This is a genomic window from Nostoc sp. (genome assembly GCF_036917655.1).
Lineage (GTDB): Bacteria > Cyanobacteriota > Cyanobacteriia > Cyanobacteriales > Nostocaceae > Nostoc.
This window is the reverse complement of the sequence record NZ_JBALCY010000074.1, coordinates 215,846-233,948: the sequence shown is the minus strand read 5'-3', so window position 1 is coordinate 233,948 and position 18,103 is coordinate 215,846. Positions and strand designations below refer to the sequence as shown.

Sequence of the window (18,103 nt, the reverse complement as noted above, 5' to 3'; positions counted from 1 at the left end):
TATATTTGCAAAACTGAGATGCTCCCCACGACTTCCCCCTAAACTGCATAAGGAAGAGTAGCAGTTCGTCATCCCTAAAACCGATCTATTGTTTGAGAAGCTTCTGGGCGATCGCTGCTATTGAAAAAATGCTAACTAGTTTTGTGTCGGTAAAGTTTAAGATATTCTTGACGGCTAGCGTTCAACATCGGTTAATATGACTAATCGCGCTCTGGCTTCGGTTTTAAAATTTACAGTAATGTTTGATGTTTAACTTGTAATTATGCTAACCAGTGTTGACCGTTTATTATTTGTCCGGCGAGTCCCGATTTTTAAGGAATTGCGGGATGATTTTATTGTGCGGCTCACTTCAGTAATGAACGAATTGTCATTTCCAGCTAATTACACCATCTTTCGCCAGGGAGAAGAAGGGCGATCGCTCTATATTGTTGTGTCAGGTCGAGTTAAAGTTCACATTGGGAATAAACAACTTGCAGAGGTGGAACAGGGAAAATACTTTGGTGAGATGGCAGTATTTGATACTCAACCTCGTTCCGCCACCGCAACGACTCTGGAACCTTGTGAATTTTTAGAACTGACGCAAGAACAACTTTATGATGCGATCGAAGAAACTCCCGAAATTGCTGTGAATATCATTCGTGAGTTATCCCGTCTGATTCGCAGATTGAATGACGATATGAGTGTAACGAATTCCCCACGGACAAATCCGGGGGTTTTTAGCAGAGAGTGAGACATAGCGGTTTGGTTCTGTGCAGGTTCCTAAACACATTGCGCCGCCTTACTTATGCGTGAAGTTGTTAAGTGAGAATGCGCCTGTGATTCCGATTAGATGTCTGGTTCTTGCAGCCATCGGGCGATCCTACCCGCCAAAACTCCACCGAAAATTGGGAACACGATGAAAATCCAAAGATCAGCCAATGCCCAACCGCGAGTAAAGATAGCTGTGGCTAGCGATGCCTGCGGCGGGCTACGCCTACGCACGGGATTGACGCTGGCATTCGTCACCGGAATGAGGATAAGATGCACCAAAGTCAGCGCTAAACCGATGGGGATGGGTGCAGCCAGCTTGAGAGCGGGAGAAGATGTGACGCTCAAGATCAGCAGCACAAAGCCACAGGTAACAATGAATTCGGCTAATGCACAAGCCCACCAGCTATAGTTACCAGGCGAGTGAATTCCCACCCCATTAGAACCAAAGTTAGCTGTTGTAAACTCCGGCTTGCCCATACAAATCAAAAACAGGATAGTGGTTCCCCAAATTCCGCCAAGAATCTGACTCCCGATATATGGCAAAACGTCTTTAGAAGAAAACTGCTTGGCTACCCAAAAACCAATTGTAACTGCGGGGTTGATGTGACATCCGCTGATCGAACCAAAAGTATAGGCAGCAGTCAATAAACTTAAGCCAAAAGCGATCGCCACCCCAGTAACTCCAACCCAAGGTACTGTACCAGAGATAACCGCAGTACCCACGCCCATCAGAACCAACCAAGCTGTACCTAGAGCTTCCGCCAAACATCGTTTTGCTAACGAGTAACGATTCATGAGAAATCCCATAACTGGCTAGACGTGATTGATACTTGTACACATTACCGGAATTACACTAAGATAAATACTCGCTCTGGATTATTTAGTATAAAACGTAACTACATGCTGTTGGTTGCCTCGGAATACAGTTCGGATAAGCTCTTGAGGCAGAGGAGGCTCTTGAGGAAAGAGTCGATAGACAATTAGTTTTTTCTCTCCTGCTTCTCTTCTACTCCAGATTAAAAACAGCCTGCCTCAACGAATAAATTCCTTAACCGAACGGTATTGCATCGGGATGCATTAACAATGCAAGCCAACGCATTAACAATGCAAGCCAACGCATTAACAATGCAAGCCGACGCATTAACAATGCAAGCCAACGCATTAACAATGCAAGCCGACGCATTAACAATGCAAGCCGACGCATTAACAATGCGGCTGATGAATGGTTTAGTGTTGGCTTAAATCCAGGTTCCTGAAGATGCTACTTTCAGACATTCTTTAAGAAACTGCTGGGGAATCTCTCCACTTTCTCCCCAATGCAAATGCACATAAGAAGCATGAACATTTGCAGGTAAACCCCATCCCTCGCATCCCATATTTTCCTCACAATCGTAGCGAGAAGTTTCAAATAGGGGCTGAGTGGGAGTTAAGGTTAAATGGGAACGATGAAACTCATGTCCGTAAACAGTTGTACCTGCCTTCACTAACAGATTATCTTGCAAAGCTATTGCACGACGATACCCCAAAGTTAAACGCCCACCCATCACAGCAGATGTGGGTAAAACTCCCGCCATCGACCAAGATTTACCCTCAAAATCGATAATTTGCTCACACAAATACATCAATCCTCCACATTCAGCGATCGCAGGCATTCCTTTAAGTATTGCTGTTTTCACTGCATGACGAACGCTGGTATTTTCTGCTAGTTGCTGGGCAAAAACTTCCGGGAAACCTCCGCCAAAATACATTCCCTGCACATCTTTTGGTAGTCCAGCATCTTCTAAGGGACTCCAGAAAACCAGTTCTGCGCCAAGCTGTTGCAGCAAATCGAGATTGTCTTGGTAGTAAAAATTAAAAGCGCGATCGCGGGCAATGGCAATCCTGACTGGGGATGAGAATGATCTAGCTTTAGCTTCCCGCAGGATGGGGGATGAGGGAAAATGGGGAAGCGGTTCGGATTTTAACAAAGGTAATAAGCGTTGCCAATCGAAGCAAGTATCTCCTAAATCGGCGAGTCGATCAATTAAAGCGTTGAGTTCGGGGAGTTCTGCTGTGGGTACTAAACCCAAGTGGCGATCGGGAATTGTGATGTTATCTTGACGCCGCAGCACGCCGAGAATGGGTAATTGTAAGGCTTCTAGGGAATCTTTCAAAAGAGAGAGATGGCGATCGCTCCCGACGCGATTTAATACTACCCCAGCTATTTTAATTCGGGGATCAAAAGACTGATAGCCGTGAGCGATCGCAGCTACAGAACCAGATAAACGACTGCAATCAATCACCAACACCACAGGTAAATCTAAAAGCCGCGCGATGTGTGCCGTACTCGCAAAGTCAGTTGATTTTGGCTTTTCTTGCCCATGCCCAATTCCATCAAATAATCCCATTACCCCTTCCACTAAGGCATATTCACTCAGTTGGCTATGACGGGCAAAACATTGCTGAACGTAGACTTCCGAAGTCAGTACTGGGTCTAAATTGCGACAAGCACGACCAGTTACGTGTTGATGAAACATCGGATCAATGTAGTCTGGGCCTACTTTGAAAGATTGCACCAGGCGATCGCGACGGCGTAAAGATGCTAAAAGGGTGAGCGTGACTGTTGTCTTACCCACTCCACTACGTTCCCCGGCAATGACTAAAGCCATAAATGAAACAAAACGGATAATTAACTATTGCCTGTGCGTCTATCGTCGCTTTTTGCAAAAGCAGATGCGCCAGCTTGTGATTTATCTAAAACCAACTAACTCAAACTTATACCAATTAGAAACAAGAAAACCAGCCAATTAGGGGAGTTACGCATAAAAAGTCTGTCTAATAATATAGTTAAAGATTAGCCGAGATCCGATAGCAATAAGTCACCAGAAGAGGAACGTTTTATGATCGTTGTGCATCATCTTAACAACTCGCGATCGCAGCGTGTGCTGTGGCTGCTTGAGGAATTAGGTATCGAATACGAAATCAAATTCTATGAACGCGATCCAAAGACGATGCAGGCACCAGAGTCGCTGCGCCAAGTCCATCCGCTCGGCAAGTCACCAGTGATCACAGATGCAGACGTCACGGTCGCTGAGTCGGGCGCGATCATTGAATACCTAGTTAATCGCTACGGCAATGGTCGGCTAGTCCCGGCATCCGATACGCCAGAACATCTGCGCTATACGTATTGGCTGCATTACGCCGAAGGCTCTGCAATGCCACCCCTGGTGATGCGAGTAGTCTTGAACAATTTCGGGGCAGGGGACAGCAGCGTCGTTAGCGGATTTGTCGCGCCTCAGATCAAACTTCACTTTGACTACATAGAAAGCGAACTCCGTAAAAGTACGTGGTTTGCGGGTGAGGAATTTACCGCCGCCGATATCCAAATGAGCTTTCCCCTGGAAATAGCCGCCACGATTCCCGAAGAGGTCGAGAGCCGGCCAAAGCTCAAAGAATTTACCCTACGCATTCATGCGCGACCTGCTTACAAACGTGCGCTTGAGCGTGGAGGCACATACGACCTATCCTTTCAATAATTTGGGGAAAGCAATAACAAAGTATTCGATTACACCCTAGTGGGTGAACTATAGCGGTTCGCAATTGGGTTAAATACAGGCCGTTTGTAGGGCAGTACAGATGTACACTGCATCCAAACAAGAATCGCTATAATTGCTTTTTGCTTAATGATCAGATGAGGAATTACAGATCCAAACTCTCAAGAAGCGATCGCCTTCAACAGGGCAACTGTACCTATACCACATTACTTGTCCAAACTACTGACTTGTTAAGTTGAAAGCTTCTCTGCTAAAACTAAGGAAAATAGAAAAACCCTCCAGATTATTGGAATATCCCAAAATCTGAAGAGCTTGTGTTTGATTTTCGCAATTTTGGTAACTTTTATTCTTTCCAGACGAAGCTAACTTTTTGTTTCCAATTTGAAAATATTCGCTGTCACTGCCAGACTTTCTTCAAAAAGTGACTCGCGACCCCAACGTAGCACCTGCTGACTCAGCAATGCTTCCGCCTTTTGTTCCGAAAGTGAAGTTACCTGTTGAAATAGACCTGCGGATTGAGCGCCGCCGTGTGTTTCCATCCGCATACACCCGCCAGTTTCCGAGCAGATGACAGTACCACAGTCCGCCTGCGGATTTGTCGAGCTGAGGCGCAGGGCAATCAAGTCGCCGGCAATCTCACCCACATCTGCAAGGGGGACACCCGCTAATTCGGCTTCCACTTGCCCTTGGTCTTGGGTAACGAAGCAAATGCGAGTGATGTCGTAATCTCCGGTTTCCTTTTGATAGGAAACTGGCTGCCATTGTAGACGACTTGCCAGCCAACCCAAAAACAGCAATGCCTGTGCGGGGTTGCCTTTTTCGTAATCAATCGTTACTCGGTCAATTTCCCTAATAGCAGCCCGACGGTGAGGAGAGTCGTAGGCTTCAGCTGCTAATTCTTGCCATGCTGAGAGGCGACGCCAGTTGAGGTCAGCTAAGGGAACACCACTTTCCACTAATTCTTGTAGGCGAAGTAAATCACTTTCTGGCTCGTTAAAGCGGCAAGAATCCACAATAACATTGTTGGAGACTGCTGCCAGCCGCTTGAATAGAGTGTTATTGGGGTCTGGTGTTGCTTTCCACCAGAGAAACTTTGGTAAGCCGCCAATTAACAATGCTGGAATCATCCCCCCTACCCGTTCCAAGGCAGCAGCAGTTCCACTGAGAGTTATATATTCGCAGCAAATTAGTGTGCTTGACGATTGCTTTTGGATGGGGCAATATGCAGAAACTTGAGCCTTGACCCCTTTATCTTCGCCAGCAATGGGAAATAGCGCAATGATGCGGCAGGGATTGCGGAGGGCGATTTCATCGGCAATTCTGGGGCTTGGGGCATTTAAGCTGGGAATACCAACAGAAGCATTATCTCCCGTAGCCTCGATTCCTTGACGTTTAAGCAATTCTTCTCTCAAGATAGCCAGGGTTTCAGGTGTTGCTTTTCCAGTATCTGGCAGTGTATATTTTTTCTGCACTTGCCGCAGCGCAGCTTCCATCTGAGGCCCTAAAATTCCGTCAAGCGGGCCGTTGTAAAATCCCAAAGTGGCCAAAAGATATTGGGTTTCTTCCGGTTCGTAGACCACTAAGGTAAATGTAGTGGCCCGAGTAGCAGCAGGAAGCCCACCGCTCTCGCCAGAAATGCCGTAGCTTTGCCAAATTTGATTTAGTTCCGCATCTAATTCGTTAAGCGAAATATCTTTTGGTGCCTGAAGTGAAAAAATTGTAGAAGCTTGGGGAGCCATAGGAAATTTTGGATTTTGGATTTTGGATTTTGGATTTTGGATTTTGAATTCGAGATTTTAGATTAAAAACTGGTAATTTGGTAATTAGTAATAGGTAATAGTTTTTCATATTTCCTATTACCTATTCCCAATTTCGCCGTCCCCAATCTAAAATCTAAAATCTAAAATCTAAAATTTTAGAGTCTGCGCCAGCGACGGCCATCCTGGTTAATTAAGAATTCTGCTTCTGCTGGTTCCCAGGTACCAGCTTCATACTGGGGAATAGTAGTTGCATCGGCGGGTGCATCCCAAACAGAAAGGGCTGGCGTTACTAGCTGCCAAGCTGCTTCTACTTCGTCCGCCCGTGTGAATAATGTTTGATCGCCCATCATACAATCAAGGAATAGGCGATCGTAGGCATCGGAAGTTGCTTGGATGCCAAAGGAACCATAACTAAAGTCCATGTCAACGGAACGGGTACGGAATTCTGCCCCCGGCATTTTGACATCAAAACGCAGAGAAATTCCTTCATTTGGCTGAATCCGCATCGTCAAAATGTTGGCGTTTACCTGTTGGGCGGCAGATTGGAACATCCGAGACGGAACTTCGCGGAAGTGAATCGAAATTTCACTGACTTTTTTCGGCATCCGCTTTCCGGTACGCAAGTAGAAAGGAACACCTTTCCAACGCCAGTTGTCCACCAAAAATTTCATTGCTACGTAGGTGGGTGTGGTGGAGTTAGGATCAACGCCTGGTTCTGTCCGATACCCTGGCACTGCTTGACCCTTCATCCAGCCAGCACTGTACTGACCGCGGACTGCTGAACGTGATAGATTGTGAACATCCGCTAAACGAGTAGCTCGGAGTGCCTTCACTTTTTCTGTGCGGATGCTGTCGGCATCCATTGCGTTGGGCGCTTCCATCGCCGTTAAGCAGTAAAGTTGCATGAGGTGATTTTGCAACATATCCCGTAGTGCGCCGGCACTTTCATAGTAACCAGCCCGGTCTTCCACTCCCACGGTTTCTGCCACGGTAATTTGCACGTGGTCAACAAATTGACGATTCCACAACGGCTCAAAAATCGCATTGGCAAAGCGAAACACCAGCAAATTCTGGACTGTTTCTTTACCCAAGTAGTGGTCAATGCGGTAAACTTGGTTTTCTTTGCAAAATTTCTGTACTACTTGGTTAAGACTTTGGGCAGAAGCTAAGTCCCGACCAAAGGGTTTTTCAACTACTAGACGATGTTTGTAGGGATCTTCTAGCATCCCGGCGGTTCCTAGCTGCTTAATCGCTTCAGGAAAGAATGAGGGGGCAACTGAGAGGTAGAACATGCGATTCCCTCGCGTGCCCCGTTTTTCGTCTAATTCAGTCAATAAGCTTTTGAGTTTCTGGTAGCCTTCGGGGTTGTCTATATCCCCAGGACTGTAGAACAGACCTTGAGAGAAGTCTTGCCAGAGTTCCCCTAAATCGACATCAGGATGTGCCTCTTCCATGCCTTTTTGCATCTGTTCACGGAAGTAATCGTGGCTCCATTCTCGACGTGCCACACCGACAATGGTAGTTTCTGGTGGAATACGCCGTTCTCGCCGCAATTTGTAAAGTGCTGGCACTAGTTTGCGCCAGGTGAGATCACCAGAAGCGCCAAAAATGACTATAATCTGGGGTTCGGGCATCCCTTGTTGTTGCAGACCAACGCGCAAGGGATTTTCTAGCAGACTAACCATAGGAATTTTGGATTTTGGATTTTGGATTTTGGATTAGGGATTGGGATTGGGAAACGATTTTAGATTTGCAATTTTGAATTGGACTTCAATCTAAAATCGCAAATCCAAAATCCAAAATTCCCAGTCCCTAGTCCCTACACTGGCGACAATACCTTGATCTTTTCTTCTAAAGAGTTCATCAAGGACTGGAAGGGCTGAATGAACTTGTCAATACCTTCAACTAACAGTTCATCCATTACGGTATCGAGATCGATGTTGATGTCGGGATCTTTGAGGTTTTCGATCAATGTGTAAGCGTTTTCTACATCCGTTTCTAAGCGATCGCTGACGTTACAATGATCAGCACAAGCTTTAATCGTCGCTGGTGGTACGGTGTTGACGGTATCACGGCCAACCAACTCTTCAATATACATCACGTCTCTGTAGTTGGGATCTTTGGTGCTAGTGCTAGCCCAAAGTAGCCGTTGTACTGTGGCCCCTTTTGCTGCCAAGGCTTGCCAACGATCGCTCTCGATGATTTTCTTGTATTCTTGGTACGCAACCTTGGCGTTAGCGATCGCTACTTTCCCTTTCACAGCCAAGAGCTTTGCTTCCACGGCAATATCATCAACGCCTTTTTTCAACTTAGCATCAATTTTGCCGTCAACGTTGCTATCGATCCGACTGAGGAAGAAGCTAGCGACTGAAGCAATTCTACTGATATCTTTACCCTCAGCCACCCGTTTTTCTAAGCCCCGAATATATGCCCAAGCTGTGTTGATGTAGCTTTCTACAGAAAACAGTAGCGTAATATTGACATTCATCCCTTCGGCTATTACCTGTTCCACTGCTGGTAAACCAGGTTCTGTACCGGGAATTTTAATCATCAAATTTTCCCGACCAACTTCTTGGAAATAGCGCCGAGCTTCGGTTATTGTTGCTTCAGTATCATGGGCGATGGTTGGTGGGACTTCGATACTCACATAACCATCTAGTCTATTCGAGGCTTCATAAACAGGGCGTAAAATATCACAGCCATTACGGATATCTGCAAAAACTAGCGATTCGTAAATTTTGTATATCGGTAGTCCAGCCCGAACTCCGGCTTCGATATCGGCATCATAAATAACGTTACCAGCGATCGCTTTTTCAAAGATAGCTGGGTTAGAGGTAATCCCAGAGATACCTTGATTTTCAACCAGGTCTTTGAGTTCCCCAGATTGAATAATGTCACGGCTCAAATTATCCATCCAGATACTTTGACCGTATTGCTTAATTTCTAGTAGATGATTGGTAGCCATAGCTGTAATTTGTTTCACTCCTGTATAGTGATGTTTCCTAGTGAAGTTGGCAAAACGCATCAAATGTTGATGGTTACTTTTGAATTGTGGCGTTGCCAATCACTTATCGCATCGGCCAGCTGAGATAATCCTTAATTGATCTTCAAAAAGTGCTACTCTGCATTCCCAATCCTAAATCACCATGATTAACGTTTAATTAATGCCATAGGCTAGACGCATCCTTGATGCTTTTGTCACCGTCCTCTAGTGCAGTATGGCAAAAATAACTATCCAGTTGAAAAAAGTTAAAAAGCTTTATTTACAAGCTTTATTTTCTCCTGTCTTCTGCCTTCTGACACTAGTGTCCGTTTTGAATAAAAGACTCTACTTTTGCTACATCCTCTTTGCTACCAATAATTAAAGGTGTGCGCTGATGCAGTTTTTTCGGCACTACATCCAAGATATTTACCAGTCCTGTAGTAGCACGACCGCCTGCTTGCTCAATCAAAAAGGCTAGAGGAGCGGTTTCATAAAGCAAGCGCAATTTTCCTTCTGGGTTTTGAATTGTGCCTGGGTAGAGAAACACGCCGCCTTGAACCAAAATTCTATGGATGTCGCTCACCATTGCGCCGCTATAACGAGCGCTGTAGCCTTCTGTGCGATGAACGTAGCGGATGTATTCTCGAATCGATTCTTCCCACTGCCAGAAGTTGCCTTCATTCACGCTGTAAACGGAACCGTGGGTAGGAATCCGAATATTTTCTTCTGTGAGAATAAACTCTCCTAAGCTGGGATCAAGGACAAAGGAATGAACCCCCTTACCTATAGTATAAACCAGCATTGTGCAAGGTCCATACAAGATATATCCAGCAGCGAGTTGCTTATGTCCATTGGTGAGGAGGTCAGTTGCCTTATGATCGCTATCAGTTCCTTCTTGTTGGCGAATGGCGAAAATGGAACCTAAGCTGAGATTGTTATCAGTGTTAGATGAGCCATCAATTGGGTCATACAGCAAGGTATAGCGCCCAATGGGGCAGTTTTCTGGGATGTAGTAGGGATTTTCCATTTCCTCAGAAGCGAGGCGACAGACTAAGCCGCTTTGCTTAAACACTGAGATAAACACATCATTAGCATAGACATCCATCTTTTTGACGGATTCTCCTTGCACATTAACTTCTCCAGTAAATCCGAGAACGCCTTCCATTAAACCAGCGCGACTCATGCGGCGAGCAACCAGTTTGCCGGCCAGCGCGATGCGATTCATCAGCGCACTTAAATCCTGTGCATCTGGCGAAAAACTCTGAAGTTGCTGGAGGACGTGACGGGATAAGGTTGTACAATCACGATCTAGGGATTTGTCCGTAGCGTCGTAAGTAGATAAGTCTAAAGATTCTGGCGCTTTAGCCATTTTTATGTTCTCCGCAGCCACTAGCTGTTAGTTGGGTTTTAGTCGTGTATGGCAACTTATGGTTGCTGCTTCTATCTTAGGAAGGTAATTTGATAACTTAGATGCGACTTTAGATAAACTAAAGAAATCAATCTTCAGTCATTCCTGCACTCAGAACCTAGATACGTAGTAATTTGTCTAAGACATCACCAAGATTACAGTCAGTAATTTACCTAAATCAATAGACTACAGAAGGTAATAAAGGTAACTATAGTAATCCGATTTGATTTCTGAAATTATTTGCGTAGGCTGGGAGTGGGGAGTAGGGAGTGGGGAGTAGGGAAGAAGCCTGTTTCTCTACGATTAAAATCGCTTGCTCTAAACCATGATTCAGACGCTCCAGGATGAGTTTTCCGCGTCGCTATCCCCTTTTACGTTCGGAATTCAATTCTGTTAGCGATAGCGAGGCGTTTAGCCCATTCTGGCGACTGAAGTCTCTATTCTTCTTCGGTAAGATCTAACGTTACTTTTATGAGATATTTGGTCTAGCGATGCCTACGGCGGGCTGCGCCTACGCTTACTATTGCTAAAGAGAGATTTTTGCTGTTCAACCCTTTTTACTTAACAAACCAAAATCAAAGTGGATAAAGTTCCAACTCCCCAATAAAATTCAGTACTTTATTCATTACTTTGCCCCTGGTGACACTTTCTGTAACACTACCCCTTATTAGGGGAGGGGAAATTATAAAGTAGAGGTAGAGGTTTAGTCTTCTCTATTGGCAGCGCATGGGTGTAACGCAACTAGGATTTTGTGGAGCGGAATTAATTATGACTGCTTTAACTTTACAATTACCTCCTAATCTCAAATTTACGGATGAGGAATTTGAATAGATTGTTGCTGTGAATAAAGAGTTGCGTTTGGAATTAACTGCTGAAGGAGAATTGGTAATCATCTCACCCACTGGAGGAGAAACGGGAAACCGTAATTTTGATTTGTTAGGTCAACTATGGTTTTGGAACAGTCAAAATAATTTAGGAAAAGCTTTTAATTCTTCTACTGGTTTTAAACTTTCTAATGGTGCAACTCGTTCTCCTGATGCTTCTTGGGTAAAGATGGAACGGTGGGATGCTCTCACACCACAACAAAGAAAAAAATATCTCCCTTTGTGCCCAGACTTTGCAGTAGAATTGGTTTCTGAAACTGATGATGTCGAGGACACTCAAGCCAAGGTGCGGGAATACTTAGCAAATGGTTTACAACTTGGTTGGTTAATTAATCCCAAAGATAAACAAGTAATCATTTATCGCCCTAATCTTGCACCAGAAGTTTTACAATCTCCTACAAGTTTATTTGGTGAAGATGTTCTCCCTAGTTTTATTTTAAATTTACAGCCAATTTTTGCGTAGATGAATCGTTATTTTGATTGTTAATGCAAGTCCTAATGCCATTCTGTAAAGTCTTTCAGAATTTTTATATAAGACTTACGCAAAACTACAGGCTGTAGGGGCAATTTAAATATAGAATTTTCTCAAACGGCTCATCAGCTATAAAAATCTGATATTTATCTTCAATATGATGCTTGTTAAATAGTCCACCATTCAGGCATTTAACTTTTTTGGGCAGGTATATTTGCTGATTCCTTTATCAAAATGCCTAATTTCTTTATCAAAATGTCTGTTTACTTTCTCAAAATACTGAAATGCTTTCTCAAAATGCCATTTGACTTATTCATTTTGGTGTTTTCCCCAAGCCAAATGACGTTTTACTTACTCAAACCCCAGTTTGCTTTCTCATTTTGGTGTTTTCCGCAAGCCAAATGACGTTTTACTTACTCAAACTCCAGTTTGCTTACTCATTTTGGTGTTTTCCGCAAGTAAAATGACGTTTTACTTATTCAAACCCCAGTTTACTTTCTAATTTCGGTGTTTTCCGCAAGTGAAAGGCGGGGCGAAGATTATTTGCGGCTATACAGGCAAAGTCCGCCTCGACGGACTAAGGAAAAATCTCGTTTCTAGCCAGAGGCTGGAAATACTCCTTATTGGGCTGCTGCCGCGAGTCAACATTGGGCGATTAAGACAGGGGTAGGGCACATCCTTCACGCGGATGGGGTCACTGCTTCAAATCCAGTATCGCCCACTTATTTTAGGTGCTTTAAGTATTATACCAATGATAGCTTTGCTTTAAATGAAACCAATGTATATATTAGCCCAATCAAGGGTCAGTTTCTCTTAATGCTCAAGAATTAAGAAACTGTATGTTTCATGGAGAATTTAATGATTTCTTGTTCGAGTGCAGTCGGATTCCAAACTATAGAAAAAGATTAGAGCTTTTCTCAAAAGTCCACCAGGTAAAAGAGGGAAAGCCAGACAAAAACAGAATGCTTAATGTTGAGTTAATTTTGCGATTATTTAGTCTATATGAATCATATAAACCAATACGGTTCGCTTAAGGATAATTGTAGGTTGGGTTGAACGTAGCGAAACCCAACAAAATCCTGAAAATGTTGGGTTTCGTCCCTCAACCCAACCTACGCTAGTTTTGGTTTTTGGCTTTAACTGAACCGTATTGTCATATAAACCAGAAAAAAATCAGTATGAAGAGGCAAGGGGTAAAACACTTAATGCTTATATGAGATAAAGGATAAACAATAGTAGTGAGGATGGCTCAGTTTCAAAATCCAAAAATAAAGAAGAGCTTGAATTTTTACTTAAATCTACTGAGTAAATTATCTAATGAACTTTTGCAAGCGTCAATCTGAGTAAGTTATGATAACATAAGGAGTCTTGGGCGATTAGCACAGGGGTAGCGCACATCCTTCACACGGATGGGGTCACTGGTTCAAATCCAGTATCGCCCACTTATATACAGCAAGGCTTTCACTAAATTAACCCTCTCCCCATTTCCCCCTAAAAGGGGAGAATAGGGTTAGAGGGGATAACTCAAGGTAATTACTACCTTTCTGAGGTTTCCTGGGAGAACTTCTTGTGGATAGTTCTAGTGGATTCCCCATGAGCAGCTACCGTGATCAAATAGTCCATTAAACCATCTGAAAAGGGAAGACGTAAGTGGAAAGTACCATCGGGTTTGATTTTGATGGTATGTCCACCAATGTTTACACTTGTATTTGGTTGGGTTGCTCCGTGAATAATCAACTCAGCATCTGCCACAAACCAGAAATCTTCGTGGGAACGACTGAAAACCCGAACATTAGGTGAACGGGCTATGAGTAACCATCGATCGCTATCAGCGATATAGCCAATTTCAACCATGTAGTCGCGATCGCTGACGGGAATAGCCACAAAGCGATCGCGTGCTACCTCTTCACATTCATACTGCTGTATAAGCTGGGGACTTTGATAACTCAAGTCAATCCCAGTCACATCATAGAGTCGCACTACCAATTGAGAGCCGCCCTGTTGTTGCAGCGCTGCGTTCTGAGTCTTGGAAATGTACCAAGAGACATAAGCCCACTTGGGAGTGCGGGGTGTAACCACAATACTGCTCTCTTCTTCACTGATCTCTTCTTGGGTATCTACCAAGCCAATAGCTGTTTCGTTTGTTAACGCTACATTTTCAACTGGGGGATCTGTTGTGGGATCTGTATGGACACCACTGAAGACACGAACGATCGGGGAACGAGCGATGAATAACCAGCGTAGTTTACCGCCGTAGGCATCGCCATCAGCGACATAGCCAATTTCAGCTATGTAATCGCGATCGCTGATGGGAATTTCCACAAAGCGATCGTGTGCTGTCTCTTCACATTCAGACTGCTGGACAAACTGAGGAGTTTGATAACTCAAGTCAATCCCAGTCACATCATAGAGTCGCACTACCAATTGAGAGCCGCCCTGTTGGCGCATCGCTGCTTTCTTGGTTTCGGATATCTCCCAAGAGATATCAGCCCACTGGGAAGTGCGGGCTGTGAGGACAATACTGCTCTCTTCTTCTACATCCACCAAGTCAATATCTGTTTCATCCGCAATCGCCACATGATCAACTATGGGATCTGGATGCACAGGACTGAAGACACGAACAACTGCTGAACGGGCGATGAATAACCAGCGTAGTTTACCGCCGTAGGCATCGCCATCAGCGATATAGCCAATTTCAGCTATGTAGTCGCGATCGCTGACCGGAATTTCCACTAGGCGATCGTGTGCTGTCTCCTCAGATTCATCCTGCTGGACAAGCTGGGGAGTTTGATAACTCAAGTCTATCCCAGTCACATCATAGAGCCGCACTACCAATTGGGAGCCGCCCTGTTGGCGCATCGCTGCTTTCTTGGTTTCGGAAATCTCCCAAGAGACATGAGCCGATGTATAACTATGCGGTGTGAGCAAAATACTGCTCTGTTCATCTGCATCTACCAAACCAATAGCTGTTTCGGCTGCTGCTACGCCCGTCGTAGACATCGGCGCATCATCAACTATGGGATCTGGATGCACAGGACTGAAGATCCGAACAACTGCTGAACGGGCGATGAATAACCAGCGTAGTTTACCGCCGTAGGCATCGCCATCAGCGACATAGCCAATTTCAGCTATGTAGTCGCGATCGCTGACGGGAATATCCACAAAGCGATCGTGTGCTGTCTCTTCACATTCATCCTGCTGGACAAACTGGGGAGTTTGATAACTCAAGTCAATCCCAGTCACATCATAGAGCCGCACCACCAATTGGGAGCCGCCCTGTTGGCGCATCGCTGCTTTCTTGGTTTCCGAAATCTCCCAAGAGACATGAGCCGATGTATAAGTATGCGGTGTGAGCAAAATACTGCTCTCTTCATCTGCATCTACCAAACCAATAGCTGTTTCGGCTGCTGCTACGCCCGTCGTAGACATCGGCGCATCATCAACTATGGGATCTGGATGCACAGGACTGAAGATCCGAACAACTGCTGAACGGGCGATGAATAACCAGCGTAGTTTACCGCCGTAGGCATCGCCATCAGCGATATAGCCAATTTCAGCTATGTAGTCGCGATCGCTGACAGGAATTTCCACAAAGCCAGCGTGTGCTGTCTCCTCAGATTCATACTGCTGGACAATCTGAGGAGTTTGATAACTCAAGTCTATCCCAGTCACATCGTAGAGCCGTACTACCAATTGAGAGCCGCCCTGTTGGCGCATCGCTGCTTTCTTGGTTTCGGAAATCTCCCAAGAGACATGAGCTAATGTATAAGTATGCGGTGTGAGCAAAATACTGCTCTCTTCATCTGCATCTACCAAACCAATAGCTGTTTCGGCTGCTGCTACGCCCGTCGTAGACATCGGTGCATTGTCAACCGTAGTATCAGTTTGTCCTTGGGTATCTGATGCAATGGTAGCCCAGGCTCCAATCCCTGCGCCTGCTGCTAGAGCAGCGGCAAAATCTGTGGAGTCAGTTTCAGCAATATCTTCCTCAACAGTCGGCTCTGCTGGAGATTCTGACTCTAGCAAATCGGCAGTGGGTTCAGATGCGTCTGCTACCAGATTCAATATATCTTCTGGAAATTCTGGGAAATCGAGCAGTGAGGATGTTTGTGCCGCTGAGGGTTCTATATCCGTTGCCACTTCGTCAGACTCTGGTAAGGGCAATTCATCCACTGGGGCTGTATCTTCAGTTGAGGTGATACTCTCTAGCCAGTTCAATTCTGCCTGAAGTTCCTCATCTATCTGATCTTCACTAACTTCTGTATCTATCTGATCTTCACTAACTTCTGTGTCCCAATATCCAAAATCAGATGTGACTTCTGGCACATCTGATTTTGGGAGTGGGGCTGTCACCTCAGATGAAGGCAGTTCCACATCAGATGTCTCTTCTGGAATATTAGCCAGGTGAGGATATGAAGTATTTACTACAGCCGCTGGGGCTTCTATGTCCCATGCAATTTCATCAGAATCAGGAGTGTTTGTCTTTGGATAGTTATCCAGTTCGACTGTCTCATCAATGGCGTCTGTTTCTGTTTCTTTGTTGGTAAAGGCAGACCAGGTAGCCGCCCCGATTCCCGTTGCTAGAGCCGCACCACCGGTTAAAGCTGCGGCTCCCAAGTTGTTATTTTCTGAGCCATTAGCTACACCTTCATAGAGGTTAGAGGTACCATTAGTTGCCTCTTGTACTAAATTAGATGTCCCCTGAGTAGCATTCTGGGTCAGGTCAGATTGTGTTTGAGCATAGATGTTGAAAGGAGTGCGATCAGGGGTTTCTTGCTCTTGGAAGTGCGGCACTGGCTGCTCCTCAAGCATCGCTCCGTTAACGGAAGAAACTGTGCTGGCATTGAGCACTGCCATTTCTCCATCTTCTGTGCTGGGTGGATAAGAATTTGATTCTGGTAAGTTGTCTGTTTTCTCAGTGGGCAATGGGCGTTTTCCCAGAACCCTCCATAATAACCCTCCAGCTAGAGTAATAAAAAAGACAGGTAGCAGCAACCATAATGGTGTTTCCCTATTTACAATTGGACTGTTTTGTGCTGGAGCAGCCACAAACGGCTGTTCGGCAAATACAGAAGGAGTGGCACTAGGGGAAGGCGTAGCAGCAGGTGTCGTCTGGGCACTGGGGGAAGGCGTGAGAGCAGGTTGTGATACGCTAGCTGCGATCGCCTCTGCTTCAGTAGTTCTAGCTCGTTCTATAGCTTGCTGTCCTGGGGGTGCAAGGGTAAAGCCGAGAAAATCTCCTGTGGTTAAGCTGGGATTTTTTTTGTAAACGTAAACTAAAGGTTGCGAGAAGGGATATTTAGCATCATCTGGCAAGGCTTGATGTAATTGCAGAACTCGCACACCTTTTAACTTGGACACCTGATTAGCTAAGACATAACTGATGCCGTCTTTGCCCAGTTGTTTGATAATTTCTGCGGTATTATCCTCACTTAGTTGGGTAGCATTAGAGCCTGTAGCAAATTCAGCAGTCTTGAAGGCTGGATAAGTACGAAAAGTATCGCGAGTCTCACTCGTGTTAGGGCGATCGATTAACCGAATCTTCCCTGGAGGCCCTCCCAGTTGTGACCAATTTGTAATTGTTCCCCGAAAAATGCGGGCGAATTGCCTACTGGTTAAGCTTCCTTTGAAAGGATTATCTGCACCAACCACGATCGCAATCTTCTCACGGCGCAAGCGAACTTGCTCTAGTCCTTGGGCTTTTTCTGCTGGCGTCAACCCACGCCCCATTGCTACTATGTCGGCTTTGCCATCCAGCAATTCTTTCAGTGCCGTACCAGTGCCGTTAGTAGCAACTTCAACTTTTGTGCCGGAAAATTGTTTTTCAAAACTTTCTTTCAGGCTTTGGTTGATTGCACCCAAGCTACTTGAACCGTCAATCCGCACTGTCGTCCCATTCTGCACTGTTTGCGGCAGTGGAAAAGAGGGAGCTTTAGGTGTAGATTGTGCCAGTATCGGTGCAGATACCACCATTACTGCCATCGGGGTCGTAGCTAAGGCAACCCATAATACCAGCTTGACTATCAAAGTATCTTTTTTTTCTTGTTGCCACATATGCCCCTTATTAAAGTAAAAAATAGAAAGCCTACCAGACCTAAATCACAATCTTGTTAGGGATTATGGAGGAGACGCGCTAATTATACATCTGAGTTATCTTTACTTCTAAGTTACTTCAGCGCACTTATATTGATTTATACTTCGCCGTAACTTGTATAGCATGATAATTTATACTCTAATTGCCAGAGTCTGTTTACTATAAAATGTTCTAATTTTTATTGCAACTTATACCAAGTTGGTAGCTTATGGCCACAAT

At 45.0% G+C, this 18,103-nt stretch carries 11 protein-coding genes and 2 tRNA genes; 6 read left to right on the top strand and 7 right to left on the bottom strand.

All coding sequences use genetic code 11. The features are described 5' to 3' along the window. Window positions 1-262 precede the first annotated feature (262 nt). The gene (locus tag V7K30_RS28080) at window positions 263-730 is read left to right on the top strand and encodes a Crp/Fnr family transcriptional regulator (RefSeq protein WP_292716504.1); all 468 of its coding nucleotides are present in this window, start codon (window positions 263-265) and stop codon (window positions 728-730) included. Between the two features lie 95 nt (window positions 731-825). Here V7K30_RS28080 and V7K30_RS28075 read toward each other — a convergent pair whose 3' ends face one another. Then, window positions 826-1,545, bottom strand: coding sequence for an aquaporin (locus tag V7K30_RS28075; RefSeq protein ID WP_335004952.1), 720 nt, complete (start codon window positions 1,543-1,545; stop codon window positions 826-828). A 288-nt stretch (window positions 1,546-1,833) separates the two neighbouring features. On the opposite strand from V7K30_RS28075, the gene V7K30_RS28070 reads away from it, so the two are divergent. Further along, the gene (locus V7K30_RS28070) at window positions 1,834-1,992 is read left to right on the top strand and encodes a hypothetical protein (protein WP_335004950.1); all 159 of its coding nucleotides are present in this window, start codon (window positions 1,834-1,836) and stop codon (window positions 1,990-1,992) included. Here the strand turns inward: V7K30_RS28070 and V7K30_RS28065 are convergent. Further along, window positions 1,989-3,398, bottom strand: coding sequence for a cobyrinate a,c-diamide synthase (locus V7K30_RS28065; protein ID WP_335004949.1), 1,410 nt, complete (start codon window positions 3,396-3,398; stop codon window positions 1,989-1,991). The two genes, V7K30_RS28070 and V7K30_RS28065, sit on opposite strands and share 4 nt — an antisense overlap. 231 nt (window positions 3,399-3,629) lie before the next feature. Between V7K30_RS28065 and V7K30_RS28060 the strand changes: the two genes are divergently transcribed. Beyond that, complete coding sequence (locus V7K30_RS28060) at window positions 3,630-4,265, top strand: glutathione S-transferase family protein (protein WP_335004947.1); 636 nt, start codon at window positions 3,630-3,632, stop codon at window positions 4,263-4,265. Between the two features lie 380 nt (window positions 4,266-4,645). On the opposite strand, the gene opcA is transcribed toward V7K30_RS28060, so the two are convergent. The 4 genes from opcA to fbp form a co-directional block, all read right to left on the bottom strand. Continuing rightward, window positions 4,646-6,022 (bottom strand): glucose-6-phosphate dehydrogenase assembly protein OpcA, encoded by a 1,377-nt coding sequence (gene opcA, locus V7K30_RS28055; protein ID WP_335004945.1) that lies wholly within the window; start codon window positions 6,020-6,022, stop codon window positions 4,646-4,648. A gap of 176 nt (window positions 6,023-6,198) precedes the next feature. After that, the gene (gene zwf, locus V7K30_RS28050) at window positions 6,199-7,728 is read right to left on the bottom strand and encodes a glucose-6-phosphate dehydrogenase (protein ID WP_335004943.1); all 1,530 of its coding nucleotides are present in this window, start codon (window positions 7,726-7,728) and stop codon (window positions 6,199-6,201) included. A 134-nt stretch (window positions 7,729-7,862) separates the two neighbouring features. Then, entirely contained in the window at window positions 7,863-9,008 is a 1,146-nt protein-coding gene (gene tal, locus V7K30_RS28045; RefSeq protein WP_335005246.1) for a transaldolase, read from the bottom strand. Between the two features lie 337 nt (window positions 9,009-9,345). Beyond that, window positions 9,346-10,395 (bottom strand): class 1 fructose-bisphosphatase, encoded by a 1,050-nt coding sequence (gene fbp, locus V7K30_RS28040; RefSeq protein WP_335004941.1) that lies wholly within the window; start codon window positions 10,393-10,395, stop codon window positions 9,346-9,348. Between the two features lie 870 nt (window positions 10,396-11,265). Between fbp and V7K30_RS28035 the strand changes: the two genes are divergently transcribed. From V7K30_RS28035 to V7K30_RS28025, 3 genes are all read left to right on the top strand, one after another. Then, a complete protein-coding gene (locus V7K30_RS28035; protein WP_442941117.1) occupies window positions 11,266-11,781 on the top strand; it encodes a Uma2 family endonuclease in 516 nt (171 codons plus the stop codon). 658 nt (window positions 11,782-12,439) lie between these two features. After that, a tRNA-Val gene (locus V7K30_RS28030) sits at window positions 12,440-12,511 on the top strand. A 649-nt stretch (window positions 12,512-13,160) separates the two neighbouring features. Continuing rightward, window positions 13,161-13,232 (top strand) — tRNA-Val (locus V7K30_RS28025). A 94-nt stretch (window positions 13,233-13,326) separates the two neighbouring features. On the opposite strand, the gene V7K30_RS28020 is transcribed toward V7K30_RS28025, so the two are convergent. Continuing rightward, window positions 13,327-17,844: a DUF4912 domain-containing protein gene (locus V7K30_RS28020; protein WP_335004939.1), complete on the bottom strand. Its 4,518-nt coding sequence runs from the start codon at window positions 17,842-17,844 to the stop codon at window positions 13,327-13,329. Between the last annotated feature and the right edge of the window lie 259 nt (window positions 17,845-18,103).

What these genes read in the sequence shown, in the direction of transcription:
- V7K30_RS28080 (WP_292716504.1), top strand. Translation starts at nt 263, where the DNA reads ATGCTAACCAGTGTTGACCGTTTATTATTTGTCCGGCGAGTCCCGATT.
- V7K30_RS28075 (WP_335004952.1), bottom strand. Translation starts at nt 1,545, where the DNA reads ATGAATCGTTACTCGTTAGCAAAACGATGTTTGGCGGAAGCTCTAGGT.
- V7K30_RS28070 (WP_335004950.1), top strand. Translation starts at nt 1,834, where the DNA reads ATGCAAGCCAACGCATTAACAATGCAAGCCAACGCATTAACAATGCAA.
- V7K30_RS28065 (WP_335004949.1), bottom strand. Translation starts at nt 3,398, where the DNA reads ATGGCTTTAGTCATTGCCGGGGAACGTAGTGGAGTGGGTAAGACAACA.
- V7K30_RS28060 (WP_335004947.1), top strand. Translation starts at nt 3,630, where the DNA reads ATGATCGTTGTGCATCATCTTAACAACTCGCGATCGCAGCGTGTGCTG.
- opcA (WP_335004945.1), bottom strand. Translation starts at nt 6,022, where the DNA reads ATGGCTCCCCAAGCTTCTACAATTTTTTCACTTCAGGCACCAAAAGAT.
- zwf (WP_335004943.1), bottom strand. Translation starts at nt 7,728, where the DNA reads ATGGTTAGTCTGCTAGAAAATCCCTTGCGCGTTGGTCTGCAACAACAA.
- tal (WP_335005246.1), bottom strand. Translation starts at nt 9,008, where the DNA reads ATGGCTACCAATCATCTACTAGAAATTAAGCAATACGGTCAAAGTATC.
- fbp (WP_335004941.1), bottom strand. Translation starts at nt 10,395, where the DNA reads ATGGCTAAAGCGCCAGAATCTTTAGACTTATCTACTTACGACGCTACG.
- V7K30_RS28020 (WP_335004939.1), bottom strand. Translation starts at nt 17,844, where the DNA reads ATGTGGCAACAAGAAAAAAAAGATACTTTGATAGTCAAGCTGGTATTA.